This window comes from Pantoea sp. X-Soil-TKNS-1207, from assembly GCF_059730485.1.
The window spans coordinates 1,634,680-1,646,198 of record NZ_AP035958.1; the positions used below are offsets into that span (position 1 = coordinate 1,634,680).

General features: G+C 58.0%; 14 protein-coding genes. 11 read left to right on the forward strand and 3 right to left on the reverse strand.

Annotation, left to right across the window (positions count from 1 at the left end):
* Both AC6I8V_RS07515 and murJ read left to right on the forward strand, forming a co-directional pair.
* On the forward strand, nucleotides 1-921 hold the full coding sequence (locus AC6I8V_RS07515) for a Gfo/Idh/MocA family protein (RefSeq protein ID WP_497845258.1): 921 nt from the start codon (nucleotides 1-3) through the stop codon (nucleotides 919-921).
* Between the two features lie 121 nt (nucleotides 922-1,042).
* Nucleotides 1,043-2,581 carry a murein biosynthesis integral membrane protein MurJ gene (gene murJ, locus AC6I8V_RS07520; protein ID WP_497845259.1) on the forward strand — a complete coding sequence of 513 codons (1,539 nt, stop codon included), beginning with the start codon at nucleotides 1,043-1,045 and terminating at the stop codon, nucleotides 2,579-2,581.
* A 70-nt stretch (nucleotides 2,582-2,651) separates the two neighbouring features.
* Here murJ and AC6I8V_RS07525 read toward each other — a convergent pair whose 3' ends face one another.
* The 3 genes from AC6I8V_RS07525 to flgA form a co-directional block, all read right to left on the reverse strand.
* Nucleotides 2,652-3,083 carry a flagella synthesis protein FlgN gene (locus AC6I8V_RS07525; protein WP_497845260.1) on the reverse strand — a complete coding sequence of 144 codons (432 nt, stop codon included), beginning with the start codon at nucleotides 3,081-3,083 and terminating at the stop codon, nucleotides 2,652-2,654.
* Between the two features lie 5 nt (nucleotides 3,084-3,088).
* Complete coding sequence (flgM, locus tag AC6I8V_RS07530; RefSeq protein WP_497845261.1) at nucleotides 3,089-3,394, reverse strand: flagellar biosynthesis anti-sigma factor FlgM; 306 nt, start codon at nucleotides 3,392-3,394, stop codon at nucleotides 3,089-3,091.
* Nucleotides 3,395-3,499: 105 nt separating this feature from the next.
* Nucleotides 3,500-4,159, reverse strand: coding sequence for a flagellar basal body P-ring formation chaperone FlgA (flgA, locus tag AC6I8V_RS07535; protein WP_497845262.1), 660 nt, complete (start codon nucleotides 4,157-4,159; stop codon nucleotides 3,500-3,502).
* Nucleotides 4,160-4,313: 154 nt separating this feature from the next.
* Between flgA and flgB the strand changes: the two genes are divergently transcribed.
* The 9 genes from flgB (at nucleotide 4,314) to flgJ (ending at nucleotide 11,473) form a co-directional block, all read left to right on the forward strand.
* Complete coding sequence (flgB, locus tag AC6I8V_RS07540; RefSeq protein WP_497845263.1) at nucleotides 4,314-4,727, forward strand: flagellar basal body rod protein FlgB; 414 nt, start codon at nucleotides 4,314-4,316, stop codon at nucleotides 4,725-4,727.
* 2 nt (nucleotides 4,728-4,729) lie between these two features.
* Nucleotides 4,730-5,134: a flagellar basal body rod protein FlgC gene (gene flgC, locus AC6I8V_RS07545; protein WP_497845264.1), complete on the forward strand. Its 405-nt coding sequence runs from the start codon at nucleotides 4,730-4,732 to the stop codon at nucleotides 5,132-5,134.
* A 12-nt stretch (nucleotides 5,135-5,146) separates the two neighbouring features.
* Nucleotides 5,147-5,818 (forward strand): flagellar hook assembly protein FlgD, encoded by a 672-nt coding sequence (gene flgD / locus AC6I8V_RS07550; protein WP_497845265.1) that lies wholly within the window; start codon nucleotides 5,147-5,149, stop codon nucleotides 5,816-5,818.
* A 26-nt stretch (nucleotides 5,819-5,844) separates the two neighbouring features.
* Nucleotides 5,845-7,065 carry a flagellar hook protein FlgE gene (gene flgE / locus AC6I8V_RS07555; protein WP_497845266.1) on the forward strand — a complete coding sequence of 407 codons (1,221 nt, stop codon included), beginning with the start codon at nucleotides 5,845-5,847 and terminating at the stop codon, nucleotides 7,063-7,065.
* A gap of 20 nt (nucleotides 7,066-7,085) precedes the next feature.
* The gene (locus tag AC6I8V_RS07560; protein ID WP_497845267.1) at nucleotides 7,086-7,844 is read left to right on the forward strand and encodes a flagellar basal body rod protein FlgF; all 759 of its coding nucleotides are present in this window, start codon (nucleotides 7,086-7,088) and stop codon (nucleotides 7,842-7,844) included.
* A 16-nt stretch (nucleotides 7,845-7,860) separates the two neighbouring features.
* The gene (gene flgG, locus AC6I8V_RS07565) at nucleotides 7,861-8,643 is read left to right on the forward strand and encodes a flagellar basal-body rod protein FlgG (RefSeq protein WP_497845268.1); all 783 of its coding nucleotides are present in this window, start codon (nucleotides 7,861-7,863) and stop codon (nucleotides 8,641-8,643) included.
* 62 nt (nucleotides 8,644-8,705) lie between these two features.
* Nucleotides 8,706-9,416, forward strand: coding sequence for a flagellar basal body L-ring protein FlgH (locus AC6I8V_RS07570; protein WP_497845269.1), 711 nt, complete (start codon nucleotides 8,706-8,708; stop codon nucleotides 9,414-9,416).
* A 9-nt stretch (nucleotides 9,417-9,425) separates the two neighbouring features.
* Nucleotides 9,426-10,532 carry a flagellar basal body P-ring protein FlgI gene (locus tag AC6I8V_RS07575; protein WP_497845270.1) on the forward strand — a complete coding sequence of 369 codons (1,107 nt, stop codon included), beginning with the start codon at nucleotides 9,426-9,428 and terminating at the stop codon, nucleotides 10,530-10,532.
* Entirely contained in the window at nucleotides 10,532-11,473 is a 942-nt protein-coding gene (gene flgJ / locus AC6I8V_RS07580) for a flagellar assembly peptidoglycan hydrolase FlgJ (RefSeq protein WP_497845271.1), read from the forward strand. Before AC6I8V_RS07575 ends, flgJ begins: the two co-directional genes overlap by 1 nt.
* Nucleotides 11,474-11,519 lie beyond the last annotated feature (46 nt).

Consider the following 11,519-nt stretch of genomic DNA (forward strand, 5'->3'; position numbering starts at 1 on the left):
ATGACGCTGCGTATTGGCATTGTTGGATTAGGTGGCATCGCCCAAAAAGCCTGGCTGCCGGTGTTATCACAGGCGGAAAACTGGCAGCTGGCCGGTGCCTTCTCCCCTAATCAGGCCAAAGCGCGGCCCCTTTGTGACCGCTACCGTATTCCCTGTTTTGACCAGCTGGCTGCCCTGGCGGCCGCCAGCGATGCGGTGTTTGTCCACAGCAGCACCGCCTCGCATTACGAGGTGGTAAAAGCACTGCTGCTGGCGGACAAAGACGTCTGCGTCGATAAGCCGCTGGCCGAGACCCTACAGCAGGCCGAGGCGCTGGTGACGCTGGCGGAGAAACGCAAACGTAAACTGATGGTGGCGTTTAATCGTCGCTTTGCGCCGCGTTATCAGCAGCTCCGTTCACAGATGTCGCGCGCGGCGTCGTTGCGTATCGAAAAGCACCGCGCCGACAGCGTCGGGCCGCAGGATCTGCGTTTCACTCTGCTGGATGACTATCTGCATGTGGTGGATACCGCCTTATGGCTGGCGGGTGGCAAGCTGACGCGTCAGCACGGCCATATCGAGACCAGCGAACAGGGCGCGATGCTCTATGCCGAGCATCATTTCACTGCCGGATCGCTGCAAATCACCACCAGTATGCATCGTCGCGCCGGTACGCAGCGCGAAGTGGTGAGCGCCATTTGCGACGGCGATTATATTCAGATTGCCGAGATGCGCGACTGGCAGCAGGAGAATCAGGCAGGCTTACGGCTGGAGGCGCCGCCCGCATGGCAGAGCCATCTCACCCAGCGTGGTTTCAGCGGTGCGGCCCATCATTTTATTCAGTGCGTGCAAAATCAGACGATGCCTGAAACCAGCGGCGAACAGGCGCTGGCTGCGCAGCGTCTGGTGGAAAAACTGTGGCGCGACGCTGAACAGGAATAATCCCTTGTAACACTCAATGCTGGTCATTTCCCGCCGTGGCAGTAGACTATCGCCGGACATCATCGGATGTCCGCGCTAAGTAGCTCATTTATCCGACACTTTTCAGGATGCGCCGCCAATTATGAATTTGTTGAAATCGCTGGCAGCGGTCAGTTCAATGACCCTGTTTTCCCGCGTGCTGGGCTTTGCCCGCGATGCCATTGTGGCGCGGGTGTTTGGCGCCGGGATGGCGACCGACGCCTTCTTCGTTGCCTTCAAGTTGCCCAATCTGCTGCGACGTATTTTCGCCGAAGGGGCGTTCTCGCAGGCGTTTGTGCCAATCCTCGCCGAATATAAAAGCAAGCAGGGCGAAGAGGCCACGCGGGTATTTGTGGCCTATGTTTCCGGTTTATTAACTCTGGTGCTGGCGCTGGTCACGGTGCTGGGCATGATTGCCGCGCCCTGGGTGATTGTGATTACCGCGCCGGGTTTTGCCGACACTGCCGACAAATTCGCGTTAACCAGTTCGCTGCTGCGCGTGACCTTTCCCTATATTTTGCTGATCTCGCTGGCGTCGCTGGCCGGGGCGATCCTCAATACCTGGAACCGCTTTTCGGTACCGGCGTTTGCCCCCACTTTGCTTAACGTCAGCATGATTGGTTTTGCGCTGTTTGCCGCGCCGCATTTCCATCCACCGGTGATGGCGCTGGCGTGGGCGGTGGTGGTCGGCGGCGTGTTGCAGCTGTTTTACCAGCTGCCGCATCTGAAGAAAATTGGCATGTTGGTGCTGCCGCGTCTCAACCTGCGTGATGCCGGGGTGTGGCGCGTGATGCGTCAGATGGGACCGGCGATTCTCGGCGTCTCCGTCAGCCAGATTTCGTTGATTATCAACACCATTTTTGCCTCCTTCCTCGTCTCCGGCTCGGTCTCCTGGATGTACTACGCCGACCGCCTGATGGAGTTTCCTTCCGGCGTGCTGGGCGTGGCATTGGGCACCATCCTGCTGCCGTCGCTGGCGAAAAGTTTTGCCAGCAGCAATCACGATGAATATTCGCGCCTGATGGACTGGGGTCTGCGTCTCTGCTTCCTGCTGGCGCTACCGAGCGCGGTGGCGCTGGGTATTCTCTCCGGCCCGCTGACGATCGCGCTGTTCCAGTACGGTAAATTTACCGCCTTTGACGCAGCGATGACGCAGCGCGCCCTGATTGCCTACTCTGTCGGGTTGATGGGGTTGATCGTGGTGAAAGTGCTGGCGCCGGGTTTCTATTCCCGCCAGGACATCAAAACGCCGGTGAAGATCGCCATCATTACCTTAATCCTGACGCAGCTGATGAACCTGGCGTTTATCGGTCCGCTGAAGCACGCGGGTCTGTCGCTGTCGATCGGTCTGGCCGCCTGTCTCAACGCCGCACTGCTTTACTGGCAGCTGCGCAAGCAACAGATTTTTCAGCCGCAGCCGGGCTGGTTTAGCTTTTTACTGCGTCTGGTGATTGCGGTGGTGGTGATGGCCGCGGCATTGCTGGGTTTGCTGTATGTCATGCCAGCGTGGGAAGTAGGGCATATGTGGTGGCGTTTGCTGCGTCTGGCGGCGGTCTGCGCCGTCGGTGGTGGGGCGTACTTTGTTATGCTTGGCCTGTTGGGCTTCCGCCCGCGCGACTTCGCACGCCGCACCCAGGCCTGACAACGGTCGGCATTTATGCCGACCCTACTACAGATGTAGGGTGCGCATTCGTGCGCACCGTTTCAAACAATTACCCTTTGCGACTCAGCGTCGCCTGACCTTTACCCAATCCGTCCGGGCCATAAAATGCCTGGGTCTGATGCGGTTTCAGCACCGATAATGCCTGTTCGTTAAAACGCATCTGATGTTGCAGCAGGATGCCATTATGGGTATTGGCATCTTTCAGGCGCTGCGTATGCTGCTGAATGCTCGTCCAGCGACGAGACATATCCGTGTGACCACGATAAGGCGCTTGCGTGCCGAGGCTTTTCTCGGTGGTGCGGCGCATTTCATCCAGATAATTCAGCGTCGAGAGCAGCGCGCTCTTATCTTCAGTAATACGCTGCAACAGGTTGCCGTTAATCATGCCGGTAGCCAGTTGTTGCTGCTCCTCATTCATCACGGTATCGAGTGAGGAGAGCACTTCCTGCATCTTATCTAAGGTGGTCAACAGATTGTTCATCGGGATTAATTACCCTCTAAATACGCCTTCGTATCGGCAATCAGCGCGTCGGCGATCTTGCCGGTATCCATTTTCAGATCGCCATTGCGAATGGCGGTTTTCAGCTGCTCAACACGCGCGGTATTGATATCGTTGCTGGCAGGTTGCATCAGCTGTGACTGGGCTTCGCTCAGTTTCACCTGCGCACCGCTTTCGCTGGTGCTGGTTGCGGCGGCGCTGCTGCTCTGACGCACTTTGCTGCTGCTGTCATTGCTGTCACGGGTCTGAACAGTGCTAACCGGTTGTAAAGGCTGCGTTCTTTCGATGGTCATGGTCTTGCTCCTGTAAAGTCAGTTGGGGGTGAGCCAACTGAGTAAGCATAGGGTAATCTCTTTGATGTTTTCACTATCGGCAAAACAACAGGGTTCTTTAGCGCTTTATAGCGATATAAGAATATTCCCATCCTCGCCGACGCGACCACTGATCACCTGACCATTTCCCATTCGTACCCGCACCATCTGCGCGGTCCCGGCGTTGTTCAGCGCCTGGCCCTCGCTGCTGGCATCAAAACCATTGCCGCTGGCAACCACAATCACATTTTGCCCGGCTTTTACCCGCCACGGCAGACGGACCATCGCGGCGGTCACCGGCTGCCCTGGGTTGATGTCGCGCATCACGATCGCATCGGCCACGCTCTCCGGGGTGAAGAGGGTGCGTGCGGGCAGCGTGTCCAGCCGTCCGGATTGCAGACGAAAATCGCTGGCGCTGACGTTGCTGCCGCGTGCCAGCTGGTGATTCGCCACCAGATATTGGCCGGTGACCTGCACCTGCACCTGTAAATAACGACGATTCTGCCCGCAGTTGGTGGCGATGCTCATATTGCCCCACTGGCGACTATTGCCGGGTAACTGAAACTGCGGCGCATCACAATCGGGCCACTGATCTTTTGGCGTGCGGATTGCCACCGTCATGCCTGCGGCATGTTGCGGGTCGCGCGCCTTGAAAAACTGGGTCAGCTGCGCGTCGAGATCCGCAGCATAGCCGGGCAGTACCAGCACCATCAAAAGTGAGGACAGTAAGGTTGGGATTCTGCGCATCACACGCCTCCTGACTGAAGATGGCACTGAGTCTACTCCTCGCGCGAAAAATTCAATGTCAAAAATAGCCAATGTTTTTGGCGCTATTCAGACGATAGCCCTTGCTTTTGCCGAATTAAGCTGTCAGCTCGAAATTCTCATTCGCGGAGGAAGCATGCTCGACAAACTCGATGCCGCGCTGCGATTTGGTACAGAAGCCCTTAACTTGCGTGCGGAGCGTCAGGAAATCCTGGCATCCAACATTGCCAACGCCGATACCCCAGGCTACCAGGCCCGGGATATCGACTTTGCCAGCCAGCTCAGCAAGGTGATGGAAAACGGCCGTGCCGAGGGCAGCAGTCTGGCGCTCAAGGTGACGTCGTCGCGTCACATTGAAGCGCAGACCAACTCTCAGCCGTCGATGGATCTGCTGTACCGCATTCCCGATCAGCCTGCCGCGGATGGCAACACCGTGGATATGGACCGGGAACGCACGCAGTTCGCCGACAACAGCCTGAAGTATCAAACCGATCTCACCCTCATCAATAGCCAGATCAAAGGCATGATGAGCGTTCTGCAGGGGCAATAAGCATGGCATTGCTAAATATCTTTGATATCGCCGGATCGGCAATGACGGCGCAGTCACAGCGTCTCAACGTCAGCGCCAGTAACCTGGCCAACGCCGACAGCGTCACCGGGCCGGATGGTCAGCCCTATGTGGCGAAGCAGGTAGTGTTCCAGACCGATGCCGCACCGGGTATGGCGACCGGTGGCGTAAAAGTGGCCGGGGTAGTGAACGATCCCGCACCGGCAAAACTGGTGTATGACCCCGGTAACCCCATGGCTGACGAGAAAGGTTACGTCAAGATGCCCAATGTGGATGTGGTGGCAGAGACCGTTAACACCATGTCGGCATCACGCAGCTATCAGGCGAACGTGGAAGTCCTGAACACCGTGAAATCAATGATGATGAAAACGCTGACGATGGGTCAGTAACGGAGAAACAGAATGGGTATCGCGGTAGGCGTTAACGAAAACCTGGACCCCTCAGTCCTCAGCTCCTCCAGCAGCAGCACTGCTGACAGTGCGCAGGATTTACAGAACCAGTTCCTGACCATGCTGGTGACGCAGTTACAGAACCAGGATCCGACCAACCCGATGGACAACAGCCAGCTCACCACGCAGCTGGCACAGATCAACACCCTGAGCGGCATTGAAAAACTCAATACCACGCTGGGTTCGATCTCCGGGCAGATCAGCACCAGTCAGAGCCTGCAAAGCACCACCCTGATTGGGCATGGTGTGATGGTCGATGGCAGCCAGATCCTCGTGGGCAGCGGCACCACCACGCCATTTGGCGTGGAACTGACCACGGCTTCAACCGCCACCACTGCCACCATCAAAGATTCAACCGGTGCGACGATTCGCACCATCGATCTGGGTGCGCTGTCATCCGGGGTCCATACCTTCTCGTGGGATGGCACCCTGACCGACGGTTCTACCGCACCGGATGGCAAGTACAGCGTTTCAATCGCCGCCAGCAATGGCAGCACCCAACTGGTGGCGCAGCCGCTGAATTACGCCTACGTCAGTGGCGTGAGCACTGCGGACGACACCTCAACACTGGACCTCGGCACCATGGGCAGTGCGACCCTTGATGAAGTACGTCAGATTCTCTAATCAACCTGTAAATCGGAGAAATTAACATGTCTTTTTCCCAAGCGGTGAGTGGCCTGGGTGCTGCCTCCAGCAACCTGGACGTCATTGGTAACAACATCGCCAACTCCGCCACAGCGGGCTTTAAATCCAGCACCATCGCCTTTGCCGATATGTTTGCCGGTTCAGACGTGGGCCTTGGCACCAAAGTCGCGGCGGTTATTCAGAACTTTAACGACGGCACCACCACCACCACCAGCCGTGGTCTGGACGTGGCGCTGAGCGGCAACGGTTTCTTCCGTATGACCGACAGCAGCGGTGCGGTGTATTACTCGCGCAACGGCCAGTTCACGCTGGATGAAAACCGTAACCTGGTGAACACCCAGGGCCTGAATGTGACCGGTTATCCGGCCAGCGGTTCACCGGCGACCATTCAGACCGGCGCATCGCCGGTGGCGCTGAGCATTCCGACCACGCAGATGTCAGCCAAGGCGACCGGCACCGCGACTCAGGTGGCGAACCTTAACTCCACCAGCACCACGCCGACCGTGACCACTTTTGATGCCTCTAACGTTGACAGCTACAACGCCAAAAGCACCATGACGGTATACGACTCGCAGGGTAACGATCACACCCTCGACATGTACTACGTCAAAACGGCTGACAACAGCTGGACGGTCCATGCGGTTGACTCCACCACCGGCACGTCGGCTGGCGATTTCACCATGGGCTTTGATAGCAGCGGCAACCTCACCAGCCTTGGCGGTGTGGCCGGTGCGACCACGACAAATCTGACCATTGCCGGCACCAACGGGGCGGCGGCAGGCCAGACTATCACCCTGAGTATGCAGGGCAGCCTGCAACAGAACACCGGCACCACCACCTTCGGTAACCCGGTTCAGGATGGTTATGCGCCGGGCGACCTGAGCAGCTACACCATCAACGACGACGGCACCATCACCGGTACCTACTCCAACCAGAAAACCCAGCTGCTGGGCCAGATCGCGCTGGCGAGTTTCTCCAACCCGGAAGGTTTGCAGTCTGAAGGTGACAACGTGTGGAGCGCCACCAGTGCATCGGGTCAGGCGGCGATCGGCACTGCCGGTACCGGCACCTTCGGTTCACTGACCGCAGGCGCGCTGGAAGCTTCCAACGTCGATCTGAGTAACGAGCTGGTCAACATGATCGTCGCGCAGCGCAACTATCAGGCGAACGCGCAGACCATCAAAACTCAGGACCAGATCCTCAACACCCTGGTCAACTTGCGTTAACTCACTAACGGGATTGCATTATGGATCACGCGATATATACCGCGATGGGCGCCGCCAGTCAGACGCTGGAGCAGCAGGCCGTCACCGCCAGCAACCTCGCCAACGCCTCCACGCCGGGTTTTCGTGCCCAGCTGGACGCGTTCCGCGCGGTGCCGGTTAATGGCTGGTCACTGCCGACGCGTACTCTGGTCACGGCGTCTACGCCGGGTGCCGATATGACAGCGGGGGCGATGGATAACACCGGCCGCGCACTCGACGTGGCGGTGCAGCAGGATGGCTGGCTGGCGGTGCGAACCGCTGACGGCTCCGAAGCCTATACCCGCAACGGCAACATGCAAATCAGCTCCACCGGCATCCTGACAATCCAGGGCAATCCCGTGATGGGCGATGGCGGGCCGATTGCCGTGCCGCAAGGCGCTGAACTGACTATCGCTGCGGATGGCACCATCACCTCGCGTAACGCCGGTGATGCCCCCAATGCGACGGTGCAGATTGGTCGCCTGAAGCTGGTAAAAGCCACTGGCAAGGAGCTGCAACGCAGTGACGACGGGATGTTCCGCCCCACCGCACAAACCCAGGCGACCCGTGGTGCAACGCTGGCGAATGACGCCACGGTGCAGGTGTCATCTGGCGTGCTGGAAGGCAGTAACGTCAAACCGGTGCAAACCATGGTCGATATGATCGCCAACGCCCGACGCTTCGAAATGCAGATGAAGGTCATCTCGAACGTCGATGAAAACGAACAAAAAGCCAACCAGCTGCTCAATATGAGCAGCTAAGGCTGAGGAAAAAACAATGATTCGTTCCTTATGGATTGCGAAAACCGGTCTTGATGCCCAGCAAACGAACATGGACGTCATCGCCAACAACCTGGCGAACGTCAGCACCAACGGCTTTAAGCGTTCGCGTGCGGTGTTTGAAGACCTGATGTATCAGACCGTCCGTCAGCCGGGCACGCAGTCATCCGAACAAACCACCTTACCGTCTGGCTTGCAGATCGGTACCGGTGTGCGTCCGGTAACCACCGAACGTCTGCATACGCAGGGCAACCTGTCGCAGACCAGCAACTCAAAAGACCTGGCGATCAACGGTCAGGGCTATTTTGAGGTTCAGCTGCCGGATGGCACATCTGCCTATACCCGCGACGGTTCATTCCAGGTTGACCAGAATGGCCAGCTGGTGACCAACGCCGGTTATCCGGTGCAGCCGGGCATCACCATTCCTGCCAACGCCACCAGCATTACCGTGTCGCGTGACGGCGTGGTGAGCGTGACGCAGCAGGGCCAGACCAATGCGGCGCAGGTGGGACAGCTGACGCTCAGCACCTTTATGAACGATGCCGGTCTCGACAGCATGGGTGAAAACCTCTACCAGGAGACGCAGGCTTCAGGCGCGCCGACTCAGAGCACGCCGGGTCAGAACGGCGCGGGTCTGCTGTATCAGGGTTATGTGGAAACCTCCAACGTCAACGTGGCGGAAGAGCTGGTGAGCATGATCCAGACGCAGCGTGCTTACGAGATCAACAGCAAAGCGGTCAGTACCTCTGACCAGATGCTGCAGAAGTTAACCCAGTTATAAATCTGGTGTCTTTGGGCCAGCCTCGCTGGCCTGATTAAGAACATGAATAAGGTCAGAACTCCGTGGCGAAGCAAGTGATCCTCAAGCCTGGGCATTGGTTAGTAGCCTTGTCGCTACTGACGTTAAACGGTTGTGCGCTGATACCACGCACGCCACTGGTACAAGGCTCGACAACGGCTGAGCCTACGCCTTCTGCGCCGCCGGTGGTCAATGGTTCCATTTTCCAGGGCGTCGCGCCGCTGAACTACGGCTATCAGCCGCTGTTCGAGGATCGCCGTCCACGTAATATTGGCGATACCCTGACGATTACCCTGCAGGAAAACGTCAGCGCCAGCAAAAGTTCGTCAGCCAATGCCAGCCGCGATGGCAGTGGCAGCTTCGGTCTGACTACCGTACCGACCGGTCTTAACGGCCTGGTAGGCGCCAGTGGTCAGAAAGTGGGTCTGGATGGCGAAGGTAAAAACGATTTCGCTGGCAAAGGGGGCGCAACCGCCAACAACACCTTTACCGGCACCATCACCGTCACCGTCAACCAGGTGCTGTCAAACGGCAACCTGCGCGTCGTGGGTGAGAAACAGATCGAGATTAATCAGGGAACCGAATTTATTCGTTTCTCCGGTGTGGTTAACCCGCGCACCATCAGCGCCAGCAATGCGGTGCTGTCAACCGCGGTGGCCGATGCACGTATTGAGTATGTCGGCAATGGTTATATCAATGAGGCGCAGACCATGGGTTGGTTCCAGCGCTTCTTCCTGAACGTCTCGCCGATGTAAGAGGTTACGATGAAAATGAACACTCTGCTGCGTCTGAGCCTGAGCCTGCTGCTCGGTTTCAGCCTCATTGCGCATGCTGACCGCATTCGCGATCTGACCACCGTGCAGGGCGTGCGCGACAACCAGCTGATTGGTTATGGTTTAGTGGTAGGTCTGGATGGCACCGGTGACCAGACCACCCAGACGCCGTTTACCACGCAAACCGTCAGCAACATGCTGTCGCAGCTGGGCATCACCGTACCTACCGGCACCAACATGCAGCTGAAAAACGTGGCGGCGGTGATGGTGACGGCGAAGCTGCCGTCGTTTGCGCGCCAGGGGCAGAACATCGATGTGGTGGTCTCGTCACTGGGTAACGCCAAAAGTCTGCGCGGCGGCACCCTGCTGATGACGCCGATGAAAGGGGTGGACAACCAGGTCTACGCCCTGGCACAGGGCAACATTCTGGTTGGCGGTGCGGGTGCGGCGGCAGGGGGCAGCAGCGTGCAGGTCAACCAGCTGAACGGCGGCCGTATTACCGGCGGTGCCACCGTGGAGCGTGAGCTGCAAAGCAACTTTGGCAGCCAGAACACCATCAACCTGCAACTGAACAACGAAGATTTCACCATGGCGCAGCTGATTGCGGATGCCATTAACCGTGGCGGTTACGGCAGCGCCCAGCCGCTGGATGCGCGTACCGTGCAGATCCGTGTGTCTCCGAACAATAGCTCGCAGGTCCGTCAGCTGGCGGAAATCCAGAACATTGAGGTTAACGTACCGTTGGAAGACGCCAAAGTGATCATCAACTCACGTACCGGGTCGGTGGTTATGAACCGTGAAGTGAGCCTGAACACCTGTGCGGTGGCGCAGGGCAACCTGTCGGTGACGGTGAACCAGCAGCAGAACGTCAGCCAGCCGAATACGCCATTGGCCGGTGGGCAGACGGTGGCGACTACGCAGACGCAGATCGATCTGCGCCAGAGCGGCGGAGCGCTGCAACGCGTCAACGCCAGTGCCAACCTCAACAATGTGGTGCGCGCGCTTAACGCCCTTGGCGCTTCACCGATTGATCTGATGTCGATCCTGCAATCGATGCAGAGTGCGGGCTGTCTGCGCGCCAAACTGGAAATTATCTGATGAGTGATACGCAATCGCTGATGAATGCGGCTTATGACAGCCGCTCGCTCAATGACCTGAAACGCGAAGCCAGTACCGACCCGAAAGGCAAAGCCTTACAGGTGGCGAAGCAGGTTGAAGGGATGTTCGTACAGATGATGCTGAAGAGTATGCGTGAGGCGCTGCCGCAGGATGGCCTGCTGAGCAACGATCAAACGCGACTGTTTACCTCGATGTACGATCAGCAGATTGCGCAGGAGATGGGGAAACGCGGACTCGGACTGGCGGACACCATCGTTAAACAGATGCAGCCCGCGCAGGAACCGGATGAAACCGCGGGCACCGTGCCGATGAAGCTGGATAACAGCTTCATTATCAGCAGCATGGCACCGATGCAGCTGGAGCAGATGGTGCGCAAGGCGATGCCGCGCCTGCCGGTGTCACCGGGCAGTTTATCCGGCGACAGCAGCGACTTTATTGCCCAGCTGGCGCAGCCCGCCAAAGTGGCGAGTGAAGAGAGCGGCATTCCTCATCACCTGATTTTGGCGCAGGCTGCGCTGGAGTCAGGCTGGGGCCAGCGCCAGATCCTGACGCGCAGCGGCAAGCCGAGCTACAACGTATTTGGTATCAAGGCCGGGGGCGACTGGAAAGGGGAGACCACCGACATCATGACCACCGAATACGATCACGGTGAAGCGAAAAAAGTGCGGGCCAGTTTCCGCGTCTACGGCTCCTATGTCGAAGCGCTGACCGACTACGTCAAACTGCTATCGAACAACCCCCGTTATGCCGCCGTGGCCAACGCCCAGACCGCCGAGCAGGGCGCGCAGGCGTTGCAGGCCGCCGGATACGCCACCGATCCCAAATATGCGCAAAAGCTGGTGGGAATGATTCAGCAATTCAAAAACATGGGCGAAAAAGTCGTGAAGGCTTACGGCCAGGATTTGAGCGATTTGTTCTGATTTTTTACCTCAAGTTTCACTTAAGCACGCCGATAACCATCATAGT

Bases quoted from the DNA above. Each gene is read 5' to 3' on its own strand.
- AC6I8V_RS07515 (WP_497845258.1), top strand. From the start codon at position 1: ATGACGCTGCGTATTGGCATTGTTGGATTAGGTGGCATCGCCCAAAAA.
- murJ (WP_497845259.1), top strand. From the start codon at position 1,043: ATGAATTTGTTGAAATCGCTGGCAGCGGTCAGTTCAATGACCCTGTTT.
- AC6I8V_RS07525 (WP_497845260.1), bottom strand. From the start codon at position 3,083: ATGAACAATCTGTTGACCACCTTAGATAAGATGCAGGAAGTGCTCTCC.
- flgM (WP_497845261.1), bottom strand. From the start codon at position 3,394: ATGACCATCGAAAGAACGCAGCCTTTACAACCGGTTAGCACTGTTCAG.
- flgA (WP_497845262.1), bottom strand. From the start codon at position 4,159: ATGCGCAGAATCCCAACCTTACTGTCCTCACTTTTGATGGTGCTGGTA.
- flgB (WP_497845263.1), top strand. From the start codon at position 4,314: ATGCTCGACAAACTCGATGCCGCGCTGCGATTTGGTACAGAAGCCCTT.
- flgC (WP_497845264.1), top strand. From the start codon at position 4,730: ATGGCATTGCTAAATATCTTTGATATCGCCGGATCGGCAATGACGGCG.
- flgD (WP_497845265.1), top strand. From the start codon at position 5,147: ATGGGTATCGCGGTAGGCGTTAACGAAAACCTGGACCCCTCAGTCCTC.
- flgE (WP_497845266.1), top strand. From the start codon at position 5,845: ATGTCTTTTTCCCAAGCGGTGAGTGGCCTGGGTGCTGCCTCCAGCAAC.
- AC6I8V_RS07560 (WP_497845267.1), top strand. From the start codon at position 7,086: ATGGATCACGCGATATATACCGCGATGGGCGCCGCCAGTCAGACGCTG.
- flgG (WP_497845268.1), top strand. From the start codon at position 7,861: ATGATTCGTTCCTTATGGATTGCGAAAACCGGTCTTGATGCCCAGCAA.
- AC6I8V_RS07575 (WP_497845270.1), top strand. From the start codon at position 9,426: ATGAAAATGAACACTCTGCTGCGTCTGAGCCTGAGCCTGCTGCTCGGT.
- flgJ (WP_497845271.1), top strand. From the start codon at position 10,532: ATGAGTGATACGCAATCGCTGATGAATGCGGCTTATGACAGCCGCTCG.